Source organism: Mesorhizobium sp. M0239, from assembly GCF_040321815.1.
Classification (GTDB): domain Bacteria; phylum Pseudomonadota; class Alphaproteobacteria; order Rhizobiales; family Rhizobiaceae; genus Mesorhizobium.
This window is the reverse complement of sequence record NZ_JAMYSG010000005.1, coordinates 132,627-153,890: the sequence shown is the minus strand read 5'-3', so window position 1 is coordinate 153,890 and position 21,264 is coordinate 132,627. Positions and strand designations below refer to the sequence as shown.

19 protein-coding genes are annotated in these 21,264 nt (G+C 63.6%); 5 read left to right on the top strand and 14 right to left on the bottom strand.

Translation table 11 applies throughout. The features are described from left to right. The first annotated feature begins 28 nt into the window (after positions 1 to 28). The 5 genes from rpsU (at position 29) to NKI99_RS06620 (ending at position 4,185) form a co-directional block, all read left to right on the top strand. Positions 29 to 307, top strand: coding sequence for a 30S ribosomal protein S21 (gene rpsU / locus NKI99_RS06640; RefSeq protein ID WP_023810129.1), 279 nt, complete (start codon positions 29 to 31; stop codon positions 305 to 307). A gap of 137 nt (positions 308 to 444) precedes the next feature. After that, complete coding sequence (locus tag NKI99_RS06635; protein WP_027037653.1) at positions 445 to 1,287, top strand: tetratricopeptide repeat protein; 843 nt, start codon at positions 445 to 447, stop codon at positions 1,285 to 1,287. Positions 1,288 to 1,489: 202 nt separating this feature from the next. Further along, on the top strand, positions 1,490 to 1,966 hold the full coding sequence (locus tag NKI99_RS06630; protein WP_027037654.1) for a DUF992 domain-containing protein: 477 nt from the start codon (positions 1,490 to 1,492) through the stop codon (positions 1,964 to 1,966). Between the two features lie 92 nt (positions 1,967 to 2,058). Further along, complete coding sequence (locus NKI99_RS06625) at positions 2,059 to 2,538, top strand: DUF992 domain-containing protein (protein WP_023810132.1); 480 nt, start codon at positions 2,059 to 2,061, stop codon at positions 2,536 to 2,538. Between the two features lie 210 nt (positions 2,539 to 2,748). Then, entirely contained in the window at positions 2,749 to 4,185 is a 1,437-nt protein-coding gene (locus NKI99_RS06620; protein WP_352554216.1) for an MFS transporter, read from the top strand. A 12-nt stretch (positions 4,186 to 4,197) separates the two neighbouring features. Here the strand turns inward: NKI99_RS06620 and NKI99_RS06615 are convergent, their stop codons facing one another. From NKI99_RS06615 to NKI99_RS06550, 14 genes are all read right to left on the bottom strand, one after another. Next, positions 4,198 to 4,890 carry a response regulator transcription factor gene (locus tag NKI99_RS06615; protein WP_023810134.1) on the bottom strand — a complete coding sequence of 231 codons (693 nt, stop codon included), beginning with the start codon at positions 4,888 to 4,890 and terminating at the stop codon, positions 4,198 to 4,200. Then, a complete protein-coding gene (locus NKI99_RS06610) occupies positions 4,887 to 7,622 on the bottom strand; it encodes a DUF4118 domain-containing protein (RefSeq protein ID WP_352610280.1) in 2,736 nt (911 codons plus the stop codon). Before NKI99_RS06610 ends, NKI99_RS06615 begins: the two co-directional genes overlap by 4 nt. 54 nt (positions 7,623 to 7,676) lie before the next feature. Beyond that, positions 7,677 to 8,243, bottom strand: coding sequence for a potassium-transporting ATPase subunit KdpC (gene kdpC / locus NKI99_RS06605; protein WP_023810136.1), 567 nt, complete (start codon positions 8,241 to 8,243; stop codon positions 7,677 to 7,679). A 74-nt stretch (positions 8,244 to 8,317) separates the two neighbouring features. Next, complete coding sequence (gene kdpB, locus NKI99_RS06600; protein WP_352610277.1) at positions 8,318 to 10,411, bottom strand: potassium-transporting ATPase subunit KdpB; 2,094 nt, start codon at positions 10,409 to 10,411, stop codon at positions 8,318 to 8,320. Continuing rightward, positions 10,408 to 10,623 carry a hypothetical protein gene (locus tag NKI99_RS06595; RefSeq protein ID WP_023810138.1) on the bottom strand — a complete coding sequence of 72 codons (216 nt, stop codon included), beginning with the start codon at positions 10,621 to 10,623 and terminating at the stop codon, positions 10,408 to 10,410. Before NKI99_RS06595 ends, kdpB begins: the two co-directional genes overlap by 4 nt. 7 nt (positions 10,624 to 10,630) lie before the next feature. Continuing rightward, a complete protein-coding gene (gene kdpA / locus NKI99_RS06590) occupies positions 10,631 to 12,334 on the bottom strand; it encodes a potassium-transporting ATPase subunit KdpA (RefSeq protein ID WP_352610274.1) in 1,704 nt (567 codons plus the stop codon). Positions 12,335 to 12,355: 21 nt separating this feature from the next. Then, a complete protein-coding gene (locus NKI99_RS06585; RefSeq protein ID WP_023810140.1) occupies positions 12,356 to 12,445 on the bottom strand; it encodes a K(+)-transporting ATPase subunit F in 90 nt (29 codons plus the stop codon). 451 nt (positions 12,446 to 12,896) lie between these two features. Continuing rightward, entirely contained in the window at positions 12,897 to 13,199 is a 303-nt protein-coding gene (locus NKI99_RS06580; RefSeq protein ID WP_023810142.1) for a DUF982 domain-containing protein, read from the bottom strand. A 257-nt stretch (positions 13,200 to 13,456) separates the two neighbouring features. Beyond that, entirely contained in the window at positions 13,457 to 13,681 is a 225-nt protein-coding gene (locus tag NKI99_RS06575) for an alkylphosphonate utilization protein (RefSeq protein ID WP_013529641.1), read from the bottom strand. 162 nt (positions 13,682 to 13,843) lie between these two features. Continuing rightward, the gene (locus NKI99_RS06570) at positions 13,844 to 14,656 is read right to left on the bottom strand and encodes an NAD-dependent epimerase/dehydratase family protein (protein ID WP_352440892.1); all 813 of its coding nucleotides are present in this window, start codon (positions 14,654 to 14,656) and stop codon (positions 13,844 to 13,846) included. A gap of 3 nt (positions 14,657 to 14,659) precedes the next feature. Continuing rightward, positions 14,660 to 15,862 carry a pyridoxal phosphate-dependent aminotransferase gene (locus tag NKI99_RS06565; RefSeq protein ID WP_352440891.1) on the bottom strand — a complete coding sequence of 401 codons (1,203 nt, stop codon included), beginning with the start codon at positions 15,860 to 15,862 and terminating at the stop codon, positions 14,660 to 14,662. After that, the gene (locus NKI99_RS06560; RefSeq protein WP_352440890.1) at positions 15,859 to 17,478 is read right to left on the bottom strand and encodes a hydantoinase B/oxoprolinase family protein; all 1,620 of its coding nucleotides are present in this window, start codon (positions 17,476 to 17,478) and stop codon (positions 15,859 to 15,861) included. The genes NKI99_RS06565 and NKI99_RS06560 overlap by 4 nt, the downstream gene beginning before the upstream one ends. Further along, complete coding sequence (locus NKI99_RS06555) at positions 17,475 to 19,568, bottom strand: hydantoinase/oxoprolinase family protein (protein ID WP_352610269.1); 2,094 nt, start codon at positions 19,566 to 19,568, stop codon at positions 17,475 to 17,477. The genes NKI99_RS06560 and NKI99_RS06555 overlap by 4 nt, the downstream gene beginning before the upstream one ends. Then, a complete protein-coding gene (locus NKI99_RS06550) occupies positions 19,565 to 21,235 on the bottom strand; it encodes a thiamine pyrophosphate-binding protein (protein ID WP_352610266.1) in 1,671 nt (556 codons plus the stop codon). Before NKI99_RS06550 ends, NKI99_RS06555 begins: the two co-directional genes overlap by 4 nt. Positions 21,236 to 21,264 lie beyond the last annotated feature (29 nt).

Below are 21,264 nucleotides of genomic sequence, written 5' to 3'. Positions count from 1 at the left end.
ATATCAAACCCGAAAGACAGGATTGCCCGTGCAGGTACTCGTCCGCGACAATAACGTTGATCAGGCGCTTCGCGCTCTCAAGAAGAAGATGCAGCGCGAAGGCATTTTCCGTGAAATGAAGATGCGCGGTCACTACGAGAAGCCGTCCGAGAAGCGCGCCCGCGAAAAGGCTGAAGCCGTTCGCCGCGCCCGCAAGCTGGCCCGCAAGCGCGCCCAGCGCGAAGGCCTGCTGCCGATGACGCCGCGCCCGGTCGCTGCTGGCGCCGCCGGCGGTGCAGGTGGCGCTCCGCGTCCGCCGCGGTTCTAACGCCAATTTTTCGTCCTTTTCGAAGGATATCAGAGGTGGCGCGATGTGGAATCGCCGCCACCTTTTTGTTTGATGTGACCGGTCCGGAGGGGGAGCCGGACCTGAACGACGCGGCTTGAAGTGAGGACAGGGCAGACATGAACGCAACAAGCGTGGAGCGCGGGACCGCATTGCGTGGTTTCGCCCTGACAGCAGCCCTGCTCTCCGGACTGGCGCTTGCCGGCTGCCAAACGGCAGGCCCGACCGGTGAATTCAACAACATCGACAAGGCGCAAGGGTCGAGCGAGAACATTTCCTCGCTGTCGGGGGTCATCCAGCGCAATCCCCAGGATCCCGAAGGCTACAATGTGCGCGGCTCGGCCTATGGCCGTGGCGGTCAGTACCAGGCGGCGCTCAAGGATTTCAATCAAGCCATCCAGCTCAATCCGAATTTCTTCCAGGCCTATTCGAATCGCGCGCTCATCCAGCGCTTCCTCGGCAACCAGGAAGCCGCGCTGGCGGACTACAACCGTTCGATCCAGATCAACTCGAACTATGACGCCGCCTATATCGGCCGCGGCAATCTCTACCGCAAGGCGGGTCGCACCCAGGACGCCTTCAACGACTTTCAGAAGGCGATCCAGCTCGATACGACCGACGCGCGCGCCTACCACAATCGAGGCCTGATCTATCAGAGCCAGGGCCAGCACAAATTCGCCATCGAGGACTTCTCGACCGCCATCTCGCTGGCGCCGGACGCCGCCGAACCCTACAATGGCCGCGGCCTCTCCTATCTGGCGACCAACGACGAAGACAATGCCTTCTCCGATTTCAACATGGCGATCAAGCTCGACGGCAGGAATGCCGAGGCCTGGTCCAACCAGGCGCTGATCTATGAGCGGCGCGGCGACAAGGCGAAGGCCGCGAAATCCTATAAGGAAGCCGTTCGCCTCGACCCTACCTACCAGCCGGCCAAGGATGGCCTCGCCCGCGTCAGCTGATCTCGGTTTCGGCTTCCCATACAAATCCGCATGACATCCAAGTGCCGCGGGATTCTTTGCGTGTCCGAAAGGACGCACTTCGCAACCGCGCATTAACCCCGGCAGGAGGCTTTCGGCCCCTGCCTTGATCGCGCCAAGTTTTCGGCGGAACGGTCTACCCACCCAAGCCGTTGTTGAAAGTATTTTGCGAAAGGACCCTCCCATGATCAAGAAACTCGCCTGCGCCGCTGCCCTCGCCACGACGATGTTCGCGGTGGCTCCGGCCAGCGCCGGCAAGCTGCAACTCGGCACGCTCGATTGCACCATCGACGGCGGCACCGCTTATATCGTCGCTTCCAACAAGGGCGTGTCCTGTGTCTTCCGGCCTCATCATCACGGGCCGTCCGAGGTTTACACAGGCGTCATTTCCAAGATCGGCCTCGATGTCGGCCAGACGCATCAGGGCCAGCTCGTCTGGGCCGTGCTGGCTGCGACCCGGGACAGTGACGGAGGCGATCTCGCCGGCAGCTACTACGGTGTCAACGCCGAAGCGAGCGTGGTGACCGGCGGCGGCGCCAATCTGCTGGTTGGCGGCCTGGACAGCGCCTTCATGCTGGAGCCGCTCAGCGTCCAGGCGCAGACCGGCGTCAACCTTGCCGTGGCCGTGACCTCGCTCCAGTTGATCCATTCATTCAAGTGATTGCATGGAGCCGTGCGCTCCATGCCCCTCACTCCGCGGCGCGGAACCAGATAGGATGGTTCCGCGCCGTTTGATTTTGGAGGGGAACCATCATGCTGAAGACAGCCATAGCTGCCGCCATGTTCACCACGCTATCCGGAGCGGTGCAGGCGCAGGACCGAGGCATGGAAGTCGGTACGCTTGACTGCGCCATAGGCGGCGGCACCGGCTTCATCTTCGGCTCGAGCAAGGATCTGAGCTGCACCTTTAACCCCGCCGACAAAAGCTTCGCGCCGGAAGCCTATTTCGGCGCTGTCAACAAATACGGCCTCGACATCGGCACGACGAAGCAGACGGTCATGCAGTGGATCGTGCTGACGCCGCTGAAGAACATCTATGCACCGGGTGCGCTGGCCGGCGACTACATCGGCGCCAGCGCGGAGGTGACGGCCGCCGTCGGCGCCGGCGCCAATCTGCTGGTCGGCGGCTCCTCTCAGGCCTTCACCTTGCAGCCGCTCAGCTTGCAGACGCAGACCGGCATGAACCTCGCGATCGGCGTCAGCCAATTCCAGCTGCGCAGCACCGAGAACTGATCGCGCAACGAACCCGCAACCGGAAAGGCTGCCGCGCGAACGATCTTCAAAAAAACCGCTTGAGCTCAACCCCGGTTGAGGTTTTACAAGCCTGCCCCGAACGCCACAACGCCTCGATCCGGCGCTGTCGATTCGCATGGTCCTGCCGGAAACCCGTACTGGCTTCTGGCGTGCTGCGCTGGCGTCGAGATATGCAAGACAGGGGTGGAAATGACCGAGATCAGCACGAACAGGGTCGACTGGCGCTTATTGTGGGCAAGCGGCGACCTGGCGCGCTTCTGCTTCATCAGCCTCGGCATCCTGCTGCACGCCACCAACGAGACGATGGTGGCAACGGTGATGCCGGCCATGGTCGGCGAACTGGCGGGCGTACAGCTCGTCGGCTGGTCGCTGGCGATCTACGAACTCGGCGCCATCGTTGCCGGCGCAGCCGCCGGACGACTGGTGAGTTATGTCCCCTTGCGCACCAACATGGTGGTCGCCGCGCTGCTCTACGCAGCAGGCGCGCTGATATGCGCCACCTCGCCTTCCATGCCACTGTTCCTCGCCGGCCGCCTGATCGAAGGACTTGGCGGCGGTGCGCTGGTGTCGCTGGCCTTCGTCTCGGTCGAACGACTGTTCTCGCGCGCCATCTGGCCGCAGCTTTTCGGCATCATGTCGGCGATCTGGGGCGTCGCCGCCTTCAGCGGACCATTGCTCGGCGCGATCATGACCGAGCTGTTGTCATGGCGCTGGGCCTTCGGCATCTTTACTCTCGGCGGCACTGCCATGGCGCTGGCAAGCTTCATCGTGCTCGACACGCCGGAGGCGACGAAGCCCAGGACGAGCACGGGCAAGGCGCCGCCCTTCCCGTTCGCGGCTCTTGGCTGCCTAGCCGTCGCCGTGGTCCTGATTGCCTTGGCCGGCGTCGACATCGCCTTGCTGCGCTCTTCGCTGCTGATGGCCCTCGGCCTGATAGGCCTGGTGCTGTTCTTCACCATCGACGCGCTGAAGCCGCGTTCGCGGCTGTTTCCGGCGCGGCTGTTCTCGTGGCGCACGCCGGTCGGCGCCGGCATGACCATGGTTGCCGCCTTTTCGGTGGCGACCTGTTCCTTCGGCGTCTACGGGCCGCTGTTGCTGACCAGTCTTCACGACATTCCGCTGCTGACCACCGGCTACATCATCGCCGCCGAATCGATCGCCTGGTCGATCCTGTCGATCCTGGTCGCCAACGCGCCGCCGCAGCGCGAGCGGCTGATCATCGTCGGCGGCGCGGTGATGATCGCGGCCGGCATCGCAGGCTTTGCGTATGCGATACCGCTGGGCTCCATTCCGCTGATCCTGATCTGCGCCCTGCTGCAAGGCGGCGGCTTCGGCGTGGCCTGGCCCTTCCTCACGCGCGTCATCGTGGCCTCCGCGCCGGAGGGCGAGCAGACCATCGCCTCGGCGGCGGTGCCGACCATGCAACGCATCGGCTATGCCGTGGGCGCCGCACTCGCCGGCATCGTCGCCAACGCCAGCGGCTTTTCGCAAGGTCTGAACCACGACGCGGCGGCGAATGTCGCGTCGTGGTTGTTTCTTGCCTTCGTGCCGCTCGGCATTGTCGGCTGCCTCGCGGCCTTGCGAGTTTCCAGACCGCTTGGCCAGCCACGGGAAGCTATCGGCTAAAACCTGGCCTGCTCACTCGACCTCGCGCAGGCGGTAGCCAACGCCGGTCTCGGTGGTGATGTAGCGCGGCTGGTCGGGGCTCTTCTCGATCTTCTGCCTGAGCTGCCGCACATAGACCCTGAGATACTGCACGTCGGTCGAGTCGCCCCAGACCTGCTTCAACAGGAAATGATGGGTCAGCACCTTGCCGGCGTGCTGCACCAGCATGCGCAGGATGTCGTATTCCTTCGGCGAGAGCTTTACCTCCTTGCCCTCGACCTTGACGATGCGCTTGACCAGATCGACGCTGAGATCGCCGGTCTGGAAAATCGGCTTCTCGCCCTGCTGCTGGAACTTGTGGCGGAGCGCCACGCGAATGCGCGCCACCAGCTCATTCATGCCGAAAGGCTTGGTGACATAGTCGTCGGCGCCGAGTTCCAGGGCCTGGACGATGCCGGCCTCGTCGGTCCGGCTGGACAGGATGACCACTGGAATGTCGAGACCATCGTCGCGCCATTTGCGCAGCAGTTCATGGCCGCTCATGCCGGGCAGCCCAAGGTCGAGCAGGACGAGGTCCGGCTTCTCCGCCTCCATCAGCTCGATCGCCACCTTCGCGTTCGGCGCCTCGCTGACCGCATAACCTTGGCTGCCGAGCCCGACGCGCAGCAGCTTGCGGATCGGCGGCTCGTCATCGACGACCAATATTCTGACGTTCGAGTTTGTCATGCCAGGTCACCCACATCGTGGTCGTCGGTATTCGAAGCGTCGAAATTGGGCGGATTTGCCGGCCTGGGCATTTTGATGGTGAACACCGCGCCCGAACCGTCGGTCCGGTTTGCCGCCATGATCGTGCCACCCATCGCTTCGACGAAGCCGCGGCAGATCGACAGGCCGAGCCCCGTACCGGCGCGGATCTGGTCGCCCTTGCGCACTCGATAGAACGTGTCGAAAATCCGTTCCAGATCGCCGGGAGGAATGCCTGGCCCTTCATCCATGATTTGCAGCAGGACGGAGCCATTGTCGGTCCAACCCTGCATGCGAATCGTCGAGCCTGCCGGGGCATATTTCGCCGCATTGTCTAGAAGATTGAACAACGCTTGCTCGAACAGCACCGGGTCGACCTTCAACATCGGCAAATCCTTGGGGATGTCGGTCTCGATCTTGTGCTCGCCAATGATTTTCCTGGCCCTTTGCAAGGCGGAGCCGACGATGTCGCCGACATAGTGAAAGGCGTAGTTCGGCTCCATCGCGCCGGACTCGATCTTGGTCATGTCGAGCAGATTGGCGATGAAGCGGTTCAACCGCTCGGATTCGTCCAGCACCGTCGACAGCAGTTCGGCCCGGTCCGGTTCGGGAAGCGCGACTGAAAAATCCCGCAGCGTGCCAGCCGCGCCCATGATGGCAGCGAGCGGCGTTTTCAGATCATGGGAAATGGAGGTGAGCAGCGCCGAGCGCAGCCTGTCCGCCTCAGCGGCGAGCTTGGCACGGTCGACGTCGGCAACCAATTGAATACGCTCGATGGCGACCGCCGCCTGGTCGGCCAGTGCGTCAAGCAGCCGCTGCTGCTCGGGCGTCAGCAGCGGACCCTGCTTGTCGTTGTCGAGGCCGACGACCCCTATGGCCGTGCGCCCCGTCCGTAAGGGCAAATAGAGGCGCTTGGCGCCCGGAAGCGTGTCGGCGCCGCGACCCGCGGCACGATTGTGCTCCCAGGCCCAGCGGGCGGCGGCGATGTCGGCCTCGGCCAGCGTGTCGTCGGGCGGATAGCCGGCCTTGACGGTGATGGTCCCGTCTTCCGGCAAAAGCAGCACCACCCGCAGCTTCAGCATCGAGGCGATCTGGAAGGCCGTGGCCCAAAGGACGTCGTCGAGCGTGCCGGCGCCGGCGAGCTTCTTTGAAAAGAGGTAGATGTCTTCCGTGGCCCGCGCCCGCGAGCGGGCGGCGACCGCCTGGCGCTGCACGCGCGCCGTCAGATTGCTGGCGATGACCGCAACGACGAGAAAGACGCCAAGCGCGACGATGCTCTCCGGATCCCGGATCGTCAGCGTATAACGAGGCTCCAGGAAGAAATAATTGAAAGCAAGGGCGCTGGCGAAACAAGCGTACAGAGCCGGCCACAGACCGCCGGTTACCGCCGATGCCAGTACGCCGATGAGAAGAATGATCGCCAGGTTGCGAACGTCGAGAAACTGGTCGAGAACGACGGCGAAGGCGAGCGAACCGATGACAAAGGCCGTGGCCTTGAGATAGGGCCAGATCTCGAACTGCCACTGCTCGTCCGCCGCCTTGACACTCCTCGACGTCACCTCGGCGTTGCGTTCGGTTCCTGAAATGACATGGACGCTGATGTCACCGGCGTTGCGGATGAGATCGTAGGTGAGCGAGCCTTCGATCAATTCCCGCCAGCGCGACCGGGTCGGCCTGCCGACCACGATATGGGTGAAATTGTTCGCCGTCGCATGGCGAACAATGTCCTGCGCGATGTTCTGACCGGGAATGGTGGTCACCTCGGCGCCGAGCTGTTCGGCAAGCCGCAGGTTCGTAGCGAGCCGATCCTTGTCCGCTTCGGGCATGCTGGCCGAGCGAGGGCTGTCGACATGCAGCGCCGTCCACGGGGCACGGAGCCGGTCGGCCAACCTGCGCGCGTAGCGAATACGCGCCGCCCCGCCCGGACGCGCGTCGACGCAGACGAGTACCCTTTCCCCCGCGGCCCACGGTCCAGGAATGGCGTGGGCCTGCATATGGATCAGCAACTGGTCGTCGACGCGCTGCGCGGTGCGGCGCAGCGCCAGCTCCCTGAGCGCCGTCAGATTGCCCGGCGAGAAATAGTTCTCGATCGCGCGCTGCGCGGTGTTGGGGAAATAGACCTTGCCTTCCTCGAGCCGCTTGATCAGGTCGTCGGGAGTGAGATCGATGATCTCGACATCGTCGGCCTGGTCGATGATGGAATCGGGAACCGTCTCGCGAACCCTGACCTTGGTGATCTGGGCGACAACGTCGTTCAGGCTTTCGACATGCTGGATGTTGAGCGTCGTGTAGACGTCGATGCCGTGCGTCAGGATTTCCTGGACGTCGAGATAGCGCTTGGGATGGCGGCTGCCGGGCGCATTGGTGTGGGCGAGTTCGTCGACAAGAACCAGCGCCGGGCGCCGGGCGAGGATGGCGTCGATGTCCATCTCGTCGAGGATGCGCCCCTTGTAGTCGACCTTGCGGCGGGCAATGACCTCATAACCCTCGACCAGGGCCAGTGTCTCCTTGCGCCCATGCGTCTCGACGACACCGATCACCACATCCACGCCGTCGGTCATCCTGGCGCGGCCCGACATCAGCATCTCATAGGTCTTGCCTACGCCGGGAGCGGCACCCAGGAATATCCGCAGCCGGCCGCGACCTTCCCGCTCGGCATGGTCAAGCAGTGCGTCGGGAGAAGGTCTGGCGTCGTTGTTTCTGTCGTCCGGCATCGGGACCGATCATGGATGGCGCCGGAGATACTGTCGATCCCCAGCCCGCACCATTCACTGTTTCGCGGCGTCCAGCGCAAGGTTGAGACCGAGCACATTGACCACCGGTTCGCCCATGAAGCCGAGTTCCCTGCCCTCGACCTGACTGTCGACAAGCGCCTTGACCTTGGCTTCATCGATCCCCCTGGCCTTGGCCACCCTGGCGACCTGGAAGTAGGCTGCTTTGGGACTGATATCGGGATCGAGGCCACTGCCGGACGTCGTCACCAGGTCCATCGGGACGGGCTGGTTCGGATTCTCCGCCTTCAGTCTTTCCGCATCGCCCTTGATGCGGTCGATCAGCTTGGGATTGGTCGGGCCGAGATTGCTGCCGCTCGAGGCGGCGGCGTTGTAGCCGTCGCCGGCGGCCGAGGGGCGGCCATGGAAATACTTGTCGCTGGCAAAGCCCTGGCCGATCAGTTCGGAGCCGATAACCTTGCCATCCTTCTCGATCAGGCTGCCATTGGCCTGGCGCGGGAAGATCGCCTGGGCGATGCCGGTCATGCCGATCGGATAGATCAGGCCGGTCAGGACCGTGAAGAAGACGATCATGATGATCGCGGGTCTTAGCTGGGTGAGCATGGAGATGTTCCTCAAAGCAATTCCAGGAAAAGTGTGAAGCGGTTTTCCGTCCGGAATTGCGTTAAAACAAAGAGTTAAGCGAGGCCAAGCGCGGTGACGATCATGTCGATCGCCTTGATGCCGACGAACGGCACGATGAGGCCGCCGAGGCCGTAGACGAGAAGATTGCGGCTGAGCAGCGCGCCGGCGCCAATGGCGCGGTATTTGACGCCCTTCAGCGACAGCGGGATCAGCGCGATGATGATCAGTGCGTTGAAGATGATGGCCGACAGGATGGCGCTTTGCGGCGTCGCCAGATGCATGACGTTGAGTGCCTGCAGCGGGCCGGTCGTCTGTCCCGGTGCGACGTAGAAGACGGCGAACATCGCCGGAATGATGGCGAAATACTTGGCCACGTCGTTGGCGATCGAGAAGGTCGTCAGCGAACCTCGCGTCATCAAGAGCGCCTTGCCGATCTCGACGATCTCGATGAGCTTGGTCGGATCGCTGTCGAGATCGATCATGTTGCCGGCCTCGCGGGCGGCAACCGTGCCGGTGTTCATGGCGACGCCGACATCGGCTTGTGCAAGGGCGGGTGCATCGTTGGTGCCGTCGCCGCACATGGCCACCAGCTTGCCCTTGGCCTGTTCGTCGCGGATCAGCTTCAGCTTGTCCTCCGGTGTGGCCTGCGCGAGGAAGTCGTCGACGCCGGCTTCCGCGGCGATCGCCGCCGCCGTCATCGGATTGTCGCCGGTGATCATCACCGTGCGGATGCCCATGCGGCGCAGTTCGGTGAAACGCTCGCTGATGCCGCCCTTGACGATGTCCTTGAGGTGGACGACGCCGAGCAGGCGCCCGTCGCGTTCGACCGCCAGCGGCGTGCCGCCGGACTTGGCGATCTCGTCGGCGATGGACTGGAGATCGCGGATGGATTCGCTGCTTGGGCGCGTGCCATGGGCGGCGGCTGCCGACTGGTTGACATGGGCAAGCACGGAATCGACGGCGCCCTTGCGCACCGATGAACCATCGATGTCGACGCCGCTCATACGGGTCTGCGCTGTGAAGGGCACGAAAGTGGCGTGCAGCGTTGCCATGTCGCGGGCGCGGATGGCGTATTTCTCCTTGGCCAGCACGACGATGGAGCGGCCTTCCGGCGTCTCGTCAGCGAGCGAGGCAAGCTGGGCCGCGTCGGCCAGTTCCTGTTCGGTGACGCCCTTGACCGGGCGAAACTGCGTCGCCTGGCGGTTGCCTAGTGTGATCGTGCCGGTCTTGTCGAGCAGCAGCGTGTCGACGTCGCCTGCGGCTTCCACGGCGCGGCCCGACATGGCCAGCACGTTGAATCGCACCAGACGGTCCATACCGGCGATGCCGATGGCCGAAAGCAGCGCGCCGATCGTGGTCGGGATCAAGGTGACGAACAGCGCCACCAGAACGGTCACCGAGATATAGCCGCCCGAGTAGGAGGCAAAACTCGGGATCGTCGCGGTGGCCAGCACGAAGATCAGCGTCATGCCGACGAGCAGGATGTTGAGCGCGATCTCGTTCGGCGTCTTCTGGCGCTCGGCACCTTCGACCAGTGAGATCATGCGGTCGAGGAAGGTATGGCCGGAGGCGGCGGTGATGCGGACGCGGACCCAGTCGGACAGCACCTGGGTGCCACCGGTGACCGCCGAACGGTCGCCACCGGATTCGCGAATGACCGGCGCGGATTCGCCCGTGATCGCAGCCTCGTTGACCGAAGCAACGCCTTCGATCACTTCGCCGTCGGACGGGATGATGTCGCCGGCCTCGACCAGCACGGCATCGCCGATCTTGAGGCTGGTGCCGGGCACGAGTTTGTATTTGGTGCGGTCTTCACCGGTCAAAAGCTTGGCCTGGGTCTCGGTGCGTGCCTTGCGCAGCGAATCCGCCTGCGCCTTGCCGCGGCCTTCTGCGACCGCTTCGGCGAAGTTGGCGAACAGCACGGTAAACCAAAGCCAGATGATGATCTGCAGCGTGAAGCCGAGATTGCCGCCTCCGGTGACCAGGTCCTTGACGAACAGCACCGTGGTGAGCGCCGAGACGACGGCAACGACGAACATCACCGGGTTCCTGGCCAGCGTGCGCGGATCGAGCTTGCGGAAGGCGCCGCCAATGGCGGGAACCAAGATGCGGGCATCCATGATGCTGGCTGATTTCGAGTTGCTCATTTTGAAGCTCCGGCTTCGGTGTTGTTGGACGGCACCCGATGATTGGATGCCGAAAGGAAATGCGGCGGCCTGTAGGCCAGCAGCCAGAGGACGAGCATGACTGCCGCAAGGCCGAGAAACGTCGACAGGGTCGGGAAAGGAGGAGGTCTCTCCTCCTTTCCGTGATCGTCCCTGTGGCCGACCTTGCGGCGCATGGCATTGAACCAGGACATGACGGTCTCAGAAGGTCTGCCCGTGAGCCATCGCCAGGTGCTCGATGATCGGCCCGACGGCGAGCGCCGGGAAGAAGGTGAGGCCACCGACGATCAGGATGACGCCGACCAGCAGCCCGACGAACAGCGGGCCATCGGTCGGGAAGGTGCCGGCGGAAGCCGGAACCGTTTTCTTCGCCACCAGCGAGCCGGCAATGGCCAGCGCCGGGATGATGACCAGGAAGCGGCCCATCAGCATGCCGATGCCGATCGTGATGTTGTACCAGGGCGTGTTGCCGCTGAGGCCGCCAAAGGCCGAACCGTTGTTGGCCGCCGCCGAAGTGTAGGCATACAGAACCTCGGAGAAGCCGTGCGGGCCGGCATTGCCCATCGACGCCACGCCGGTCGGCAGCACGACGGCGATGGCCGTGAAGATCAGCATCGCCAGCGGCAGGCATAGTATGGCCAGCATAGCCATCTTGACCTCCTTGGCCTCGATCTTCTTGCCGAGATATTCGGGCGTGCGGCCGACCATCAGGCCGGCAATGAAGACGGCAACGACGATGTACATCAGGATGCCGTAGAGACCCGCGCCGACACCGCCGACGATGACTTCGCCAAGCTGCATGTTGATGATCGGGATCATGCCGCCGAGCGCGGTGAACGAGCCGTGCATGGCGTTCACCGCGCCGCAGGAAGCGGCCGTGGTGATGACGGCAAACAGCGCCGACAGGGCGGTGCCGAAACGCGTCTCCTTGCCCTCCATGTTGCCGCCGTCGATGCCCAGCGCATGCACCAGCGGGTTGCCGGCGGCTTCCGCCCAATAGCAGATGGCGACACCGGCGATGAACATGACGCCCATGGCCGAGAGGATCGCCCAGCCCTGGCGCTGGTTGCCGATCATGCGGCCGAAGACATTGGTCAAGGCGGCGCCGATGGCGAAGATCGACACCATCTGGATCAGGTTGGAGATCGCGTCGGGGTTCTCGAACGGGTGCGCGGCATTGGCGTTGAAGAAACCACCGCCATTGGTGCCGAGCATCTTGATGGCCACCTGCGAAGCGACCGGGCCGACGGCGATGGTCTGTTGCGCGCCTTCCAGCGTCGTGGCGTTGACGTAGGCGCCGAGCGTCTGCGGCATGCCGAGCCAGACATAGACCAGCGTCAGCACGATGCAGAACGGCAGAAGCAGATAGAGTGTGGAGCGGGTCATATCGACCCAGAAATTGCCGATCGACTTGCCGGAGGCCCGTGCAAAGCCGCGGATCAGCGCGATGGCGATGGCAATGCCGGTGGCCGCCGAAACGAAGTTCTGCACCGTCAGCCCGGCCATCTGCACGAGATAGGACATCGTGCTCTCGCCACCATAGTTCTGCCAGTTGGTGTTGGTCATGAAGCTGGCGGCGGTGTCGAAGGCCAGCCCTGGTTCAACCGCTGTCATGCCGGCAGGATTGTAAGGCAGGCTGCCCTGCAGACGCTGCAGGGCATAAAGCACCAGGAAGCCGGCGAGGTTGAAGAGCAGCAGGGCGACCGCGTAGGTGGTCCAGTGCTGTTCCTCGCGTTCGCTGGTTCCGCAGATACGATAAAGCCCGCGCTCAAGCGGGCGAAGGACCGGCGAAAGCAGCGTGCGGTCGCCGTTGAAGACGCGGTACATGTAGCCGCCGAGCGGCTTCACCAGCAATATGACGATCCCGCAATAGACCAGGATCTGTATCCAACCGTTCAGTGTCATGGCTGTGGGCTTTCCGTGCCTTCAGAAGCGTTCTGGACGAACGAGGGCGTATGTCAGATAGGCGAGCAGGAACAGCGTAACGCCGCCACCGAGAATATAGTCGATGATCATTTTTTCAGCCTCGCTCTAGAGCGCGTCACAAGCTTTGATGTAGGCGAAACAAAAGGCGAAGAACAAAATTCCGATCCCGATAACAGCTATATCCATTGTGTTTATTCCTTTTGTTCTTTTGCACTTTGCGAATTTGACAGGAGAGTTCGCAATATATCGGAAGTGGCCCGTCGCATCTTTGGCGACGGAACCGGTTGTGTTTCTGAAAGGAATATGGACCCGATCGCCATAAAGGTTCGAGACAGGGCGCAGTGGAAAGAAATAGGAATGTCATAAAGATTTTTGCGCGGGCTCTTCCCAACACTCCACCCAGGGATTTTCGCCCAAGGCACACGGCCAACCACAGGATTGCGATTTCCTTGCGAGCTGCCGGAAACGGGAAAGCCCGGCTGGGGGCCAGCCGGGCTTTCTATGGTGGTGTGGCTTCAGCCGCCACGGGGAACATCAATCTTCAGGCGGCGTAGCCGCCATAACCACGCGCAACGGCGTGCACGCCCGCCACCGGCTCGAGGTCCGGCCACAGGATGCCCGCGGCTTGCGCGAATTCGAGCAACGCCCGGCGCGCCTGCTCGACGCTCACATAACCTGGAACGGCCAGATCACATGCCTTCACCGCATTTCGGTAGAGCGGGCCGCGGCGGGAGGTGGTCCAATTGGTGAGGAAATCGTGCATTTCGGCCAGCGAGGCAATCTCGCGCTTGAAGCCGAGGCCGACCGACAGTGCGACCGGTGAATGAAACAGCTTGTCGTGCATGAAGCGGGCTCCTGGTTTTTTCGCGCGCTTGGAGAGATATCCGGGCGGGTCCGCGAACGGGACGCCGTGAAACGCGCGGAGCGGCAGGAGGTTCCAGACTTAGGTCTTGGCGGTTTTTTGTGCCTGGTCGGCGAAATCATCAATTTTACAGCGCAACTGTCGGGTGCCGGACGCTCAACGGCTCCGCAGCCCGCTTGGCGACGGCAGGCTTTCCAAAATCCCGAAGGAACCATCGAGATCGCTTGCCGCCTTGAGGCTTACGCCTTCTTCACGAACTCGGTCTTGAGCACCAGGCCTTTCACTTGCTTGGTGTTGCATTCGATCTCGCCGGGATTGCCGTTCAGCCGGATGGCCTTCACCAACGTGCCGCGCTTGATCGTCTCCGAAGTGCCTTTGACTTTGAGGTCTTTGATCAGCGTGACGGAATCGCCGTCATTCAATTGAGCGCCATTGCTGTCGCGCACGATTACATCGTTCGGCATGCCATCTCCTGTGATTTGGATCCCACTACCAGATCAGGTGAGAATCCCAAAACCGATGACGACCGCCGACAACCTGCTCGATCTCCGCCACCATGCGTGAATCCATCGCCTGCCGCATCTCGGCTTCCGGTCTGCGCCATCTAGCGGATGGTATTTCGATAGCTACGCCCGCTTGTCGTCCGGATGGCCAAGCTCGCAGAACCACCCGCCCAGATACTTCACCGATGGCGCCTTGGGATCCGGAATCTGCGTCTTCGCCTCGACCGCTGCGCGGAACGGCTCGGCACTATCCTGCGGAGAAAACCCCAGATGGTTGGCGCCGCTGTTGTCGACCGTTTTCACCTTGTTGTCGGAAAGGCCGAAGGAGATCGTATGGCCGACGCGCGGCGCGGTGAGAGCTGCCTCGACCAGACGCACACAGTCGGCGAAGGAGAGGTATGACCACAGCATGCGACGGTCCGCCGGTTCGGGGAAGGATGAAAAGATGCGCAGGCACGCCGTCTCGATGCCGAACTTGTCCCAGTAAAGCCGGCTCAGGCTCTCGACGAAGTTCTTCGACACGCCATAGAGGCTGTCGGGACGGACCGGCACGTCGACGCCGATATGCGCCTCGACCTCGTGATAGCCGACGGCATGTACGGAGGAGGCATAGATGACTCGTTTCACGCCGTGTTTCCGGGCGCCCTCGTAGATGTGATAGGAGCCGCGGATGCTGGAGTCCAGGATGGTTTGCCATTCGCATTCGAGTGGTGCGCCGCCGAAATGCACGATCGCGTCGCAATCCTTGGTGGCGGCAATCGTCGCCTCCATATCAGCGAGGTCGAAGACCGCTTCTTCCTCGTGTAGAGCAAGATCGCCGAACGGTTCGCGGCCTGCCAGGCGGATCGTTTTTGCCAGCGGCACCAGCCCCTTTCGCAGTTCCGAACCGAGGCGGCCGGCTGCGCCGGTGATCAGGATGCGTTCGTAATGCGGCATGATCTACTCCACTTGCGCGACGGCGGCGTTGATGCGCGCGATCGCTTCGGTCAGCACCTCTTCGCCGGTCGCGGTCGAGATGCGGAAATAGGGTGAAAGTCCATAGGCGGCGCCCGGCACCGAGGCCACGCGCCCTTCGTTCAGGAGATAATTCGCCACTGCCGTGTCGTCATCGAGCACGACGCCTTTTGGGGTCCTGCGGCCGATCAGGCTGGCGCAGCCGATATAGGCATAGAAGGCGCCTTCCGGTGGCGAAAGCGTAAGACCGTTGATTCGCCTGATGCCGTCGACGACGAGATCGCGGCGCGCCTCGAACGCCTGCCGAAAGCGTGCCACCTCGTCCTGGGGGCCGTTGAGCGCGGCCACCGTCGCCGCTTGCGCGATCGAGCAGACGGACGTGCAGGACTGGCTCTGGATGGTCGCCATCGCCCTGGTGAGCGGCGCCGGCCCGGCGGCATAGCCGACACGCCACCCGGTCATCGCATAGGATTTGGAGACGCCGTTGACGATCAGGGTGCGGTCCCTGAGTTCCGGGCAAGCCTTGCCGAAGGAGACGAAGTCGCGTCCGTCGAACAGGATGTGCTCGTAAATCTCGTCGGAAAGCACCAGCACCTGCGGATGCCTTGCCAAAACCGCTCCGAGTGCCCGCAGGTCCGATTGCGAATATATGGCGCCGGAGGGGTTGCCGGGCATGTTGAGGAACAGCCATTTCGTCCTTGGCGTGATGGCTTTTTCGAGCAGCTCCGGCGTCAGCCGGAAGCCCGAAGTTTCCGGGCACTCGATAACGACAGGCGTGCCGCCGAGCAGCTTCACCATCTCGGGATAGGAGACGAAGTAGGGCGCCGGCAGGATCGCTTCGTCACCAGACTCCAGCGTCGCCATCAGCGCGTTGAAGATGATCTGCTTGGCGCCATTGGCCACGACGACGTCGTCCGCCGTGTAGTCCAGTCCGTTTTCGCGGCGGAACTTGCCGGCCACGGCTTCGCGCACCTCGGCCGTGCCGGCGGCACCCGTGTATAGCGTCTGGCCGGCCTTCGCGGCGAAATGCGCCGCTTCGATGATGTGGCTCGGTGTCGGGAAATCCGGCTCGCCCAAGCCAAGATCGATCACGTCGACGCCCTTGGCGCGCAGGGCCTTGGCTGCTTGCGAAGCAGCCATGGACGCCGAAGGCTTCACCGCAGACAGGCGCGAGGCAATGTAGCTCATTTGCCGTTCTCCGAAATGTATTCCTTGGAGCGGTCGTTCGCCCGCGCCTCGGTGCTGCGCTTGGACGGATCGCCATAGCCGCCGCCGCCCGGCAATTGGAGGATCAGCCGACGGCCGGCCGGAACATGCTGCCAACCTTTGGGTCGCATCTGCGTGCCATCGTCCAGCCTGACCACGCCGGCCACTCCAGGCCCGCCGCCGTTGCGCCCGTGGGCGGGATGATTGACGCGGTCGAACATGGCCGAAAAGTCGAATTCATGGCCCTCGATCGCCTCGATTTCGATAACCTGCCCGAGCCCGCCGCGGAACTCGCCGTCGCCGCCGGAATCGGGCCGCAGCTCCTTGCGCCAGATGACGATCGGGCCGGTGTGCTCCGTTGCCTCGATCGGCATCGTATGGACGCCGGAGGGGAAGGCCGTCGCCGACAATCCGTCGAGGCCGGGGCGCGCGCCCATGCCGCCGGAATTGAACATCAGCACCTCGGCGCGGCGGCCCGAACCGCCGGAGACCGGCCGAACCGAGATATGGATGTTCCACAGTGCGCCGGCGCCCTCGGCAAGAATCTTGCCGGGCATCGCCTTGGCGATCGCGCCGAGCACCAGATCGGGAACCATGTGGCCGAAGATGTGCCTGAGCGCCACCGGCGCCGGCCGCACGGCGTTCAGGATGTTGACCGGAGACGACACGGTGAAGAAGGCGAGCGACGCGGCATTGTTAGGAATATCGGGCGCCACCACGCATTTCAACGCGTAGCAGGCATAGGCCTTGCTGTAGATGATCGGGCAGTTGATGCCCCATCGGCTCATCGGGTCGGTACCGGTGAAATCGACCTCGACGCCGGCGTCCCGAACCGTGACGGTCGCCGCGAGCTTCACCGGCTTGTCGTAGCCGTCGGTCACCAGCGCGTTCGACCAGCTGCCTTTGGGCATCGCCTTGATGCGTTCGACCATGGCGTCGCGGGTGCGCGAGAAGATGAACTCGCCAAGCCCGTCCAGCGATGCCAGGCCGATCTCCTTCATCATGTCGACGAGGCGTCGGTGGCCGACTTCGTTGCAGGCGGCGAGCGAATAGAAATCGCCGACGACCTGGTTCGGCTCGCGGACGTTGGCGCGCAGGATCCTGACGAGATCGAAATTGACCTTGCCCTTCTCCGCGAACTTCATGATCGGGATCTGGATACCTTCCTCGTAGACCGACTTGCCGTCAGCGCCGAAGCCGCGCCCACCGACATCGACCACATGCGCAGTGCAGGCGAAGAACGCAACCAATTCGCCGTTCAGGAACGACGGCGACACCATGGTGATGTCGTGCAGGTGGCCCGTGCCCAACCAGGGGTCATTGGTGACGTAGGTGTCGCCCTCGAACATGGTTTCGCGCGGGATTTCATTCATGAAATGCAGCACCGCCTCGGCCATGGTGTTGACATGGCCGGGCGTTCCCGTCACCGCCTGTGCCAGCATCTGGCCGCGGGGATCGAACACGCCCGCCGACAGGTCGCCGGATTCGCGCACCGATGTCGAGAAAGCCGTGCGCAGCAAGGTGAGGGCCTGCTCCTCGACCACCGAGATCAACCGGTTCCACATAACCTGCATGCGGATTTCACTGATGTCGCTCATGCCTGGCTGCCTTTGCGGATCAGAAGGATTGCGCCGTCGCTCTGGATGACGGCGTCGAAGCTCGTGGTGACGACGGTGGACGTCTCGCGTTCGACGATGATGACCGGGCCCGCCACCCGATCGCCGGTGCACAGCCCCTCCCGTTCGACGATGCCATAGGTCCGTGGCGCACCGCTGGCCGGATCGAACACCGCGCGGCTTGTTGCCGGCTGAGTGGTCCGCTTGCCGGTGATCAGCTCGTGCCTGGCGACAGCAGGCCGGACATCCGTCGCCTTCACGGACCAGGTGACGATCTCGATTTCCAGGCCGCCAAGTCCTTCGATGGCGCGGCCGAAGAAGCGTTGGTAATTCGCCTGGAACAAATCCTCGAGCGTGGTTGCGGCATCGTTGCCGAACGGCTTGTCCGGCAGCGGCACGGGGATTTCCCAGCCCTGGCCGGCGTAGCGCATGAAGGCGGTGATTTCGCATGTGATCGTACCGTTGGCCCCTGCCCGCACGAAGCTTTCGGCTGACACTTTGAGGTCGTCGAGCAAAGCATTGGCCTCGGCCGGCTTGAACTGCGACAGCCGCGTCAGCCGGGATGCCAGGGCTTCGTAGCCGAACGGAGCCTTGAGGAAGCCGATCGCCGATCCGACGCCCGCGCCCTTGGGGACGATGCACTGGTCGATACCGAGTTTCTCGCAAAGCCTCGCGGCGTGAAGCGGGGCCGCGCCACCGAAGGCGATCATCACGTTGTCGGAAATGTTTTTGCCGTTTTCGACGGCATGGACGCGGGCGGCATTGGCCATGTTCTCGTCCACCACCTCGCAGATGCCGAAGGCCGTCGCCATGGCATCGAGCGACAGGCGTTCGCCGACATCGCGCAGGATCGCCTGTTCGGATGCGGACGTGTCCAGCCTGATGGCGCCGCCGGCGAAATTGTCGGGATCGAGCTTGCCGAGCACCAGGTCGGCATCTGTGATGGCCGGGCGCCTGCCGCCGCGGCCGTAGCAGGCCGGGCCAGGTTCCGATCCGGCACTTTCGGGACCGGTCTGGATGCGGCCCATGGCGTCGACCCAGGCGATCGAGCCGCCGCCGGCGCCGATCTCGATCATCTCGATCACGGGAATGGAGATCGGCATGCCGGAACCTTTGCAGAAGCGATAGGTACGCGCCACTTCGAAGGTTCTGGCGGTGCGTGGCGCATAATCCTCGATCAGGCAGATCTTTGCAGTGGTGCCGCCCATGTCATAGGAGACGACCTTTTCCAGGCCGAATCGCCTGGCGATGTCGGCGGCGAAGATGGCGCCGCCGGCCGGGCCGGACTCGACGAGGCGCACGGGAAATTCCGAGGCCGTCTCCACCGAGATCAGACCGCCGCCCGAATGGATCATGAAGACCGGGCACTCGGCGCCCATCTCCTTCAAGCGGGTCTGGAAACGCGCGAGATAGTCCGCCATCTGCGGCCGCACATAGGCGTTGGCGCAGACCGTGTTGAAGCGTTCGAACTCGCGCATCTGCGGCGAGACTTCGGCGCTGATCGAAATCGGGATGGCAAGCTTGCGGGACAGGATAGCGCGTGCCCGGCGCTCATGATCAGGGTTGGTGTAGGCGTGGATAAAGCCGATCGCCACGGAGCCGAAGCCGCCGGCCGCGATCCGGTCGGCAATGCCTTCCAGGGCGGCTTCGTCGAGCGGCTGAAGCTCCTGGCCTTCCGCGCCGATCCGGCCCTTTACCGTGAAACGGTGCTCGCGCGGGATTAGCGGCGCCGGCAGCTGCAGGTCGAGGTCATACTGCTCGAAGCGGTTTTCCGTGCGCATCTCGATGACATCGCGGAACCCCTCGGTGGTGACCAGCACGGTCTTGGCGCCACGGCGTTCGATGAGCGCATTCGTCGCCAGTGTCGTGCCGTGGATGATGATGCCGATCTCGGCAAGCGCGATACCGGCATCGCGCGTGACGACGGCAATGCCGTCCAGGATCGCCTGCTCGGGCGCCGCATAATTGGTCAACACCTTGGTGGAGAAGATCGTTCCCCTGAGGTCGAGCGCGACGTCGGTGAACGTGCCGCCGATGTCCGCGCCGAGACGGATGTCGTCTTTGGAGGTCATGCCTTGGCCTTCTGGGAAGCGAGCGCGGCGTCACGCATCTGGGAAAGGGTCTGTCGGGGCGTCAGCGCTTCGGGAGATATGGCGATGTCGAGGACCGCTCCCGTCACGGATCCGAGCGCCCGATCGAACGCCGCCGCGAAATCGCGCGTCGCCTCGACCCGCTCGGCATGGAAGCCATAGGCCTTTGCCAGTGTCACGAAATCAGGGTTTTCGAGCGACGTGGCCGAAACGCGCGCCGGATAGTGGCGCTCCTGATGGGCGCGGATCGTGCCGTAGATGCCGTTGTTGAGGATCAGCACGATCGGCTGCGCGCCAGCCTGCATGGCGGTTCCGAGTTCCTGGCAATTCATCTGGAAGTCGCCGTCGCCGGCAAAGCAGACGACCGTGCGTTCTGGAAACGCAACCTTGGCGGCAATTGCCGCCGGCAGGCCGTAGCCCATGGCGCCAGACTGCGGGGCGAGCAGCCGTGCGTCCGGCCCGAACTTGAAGAACTTGTTCGGCCAGACGGTGAAATTGCCGGCGCCGTTGGTGAGAATGACGTCGGCAGGCAGGTTTTCGCGCAGCCAGGCGCTGACCTCCACCATGTCCACCGGGCCGGGCTGGACGGGCGCGCCGAATGTCCCTTCATAGGCTTTGCGGGCCGTCGCGCGCCAGTCCGCCCAGCCGCCTTTGACGGGCGTCAACGCCCGGGCAAAAGCGTTCGGCCCGGCATGGATACCGATGGCCGGCACATAGATCTTGCCGATCTCCCGATCGGAGCCATGGACATGGATCAGTTTCTGGCGCGGCAACGGCACGGACAGCAGCGTATAGCCGTCCGTGGTCATCTCGCCGAAACGCACATTGACGGCCAGGATCACGTCGGCGTCGCGGAGCAGGGCTTTGACATGCGCCACCATGCCGACGCCGGCCTCGCCGACAAAGACCGGCGAATGGTTGTCGAACTGGTCCTGATAGCGAAAGGCCGCCACGACAGGGATGTCGGAAACCTCTGCGAAAGCCTGTAGCGCCGCGCGTCCGTCCACGGTCCAGTTGGCGCCGCCCATGAGCAGGACCGGCCTCTCGGCCTTGGCCAGCAGCCTGAAGGCCGAAGCGATCGCTTCCGGCGCCGGCGCCGGCTCGAAAATGGCCACCGGTGCGCTGAGCGGAGCCGCTTCGGTCATGGTGGTCAGCATGTCCTCGGGCAGCGCGACCACGACGGGACCAGGTCGTCCGGTCAATGCGGTCGTCCATGCCCGCGCCACAATCTCGGGCAGGCGCGCGACATCATCGATCTCGACCGCCCATTTGGCGACCGTGCCGAACACCGCCCGGCAGTCGATTTCCTGAAACGCTTCGCGGCCCTTCATGTCGGTGCCGACCTGGCCGACGAACAGGATCATCGGCGAACTGTCCTGCATGGCCGTGTGAACGCCGATGCTGGCGTTGGTGGCGCCTGGGCCGCGCGTCACGAAACAGATGCCTGGCGAGCCGGTAAGCTTGCCGTAGGCCGAGGCCATGAACGCCGCGCCGCCTTCATTGCGGCAAAGCGTGTAGTCCAGCTTTCCCTGCGTGTCGTGCAGCGCGTCCAGGACGGCCAGATAACTTTCTCCGGGCACGCCGAAGCTCCTGGTCGCGCCAAGCCCGATCAGGCACTCGACGAGAAGGCGGCCGCCATTGCGGATCATGCTTCGACATCCTCACTTTGGCGGCAGGT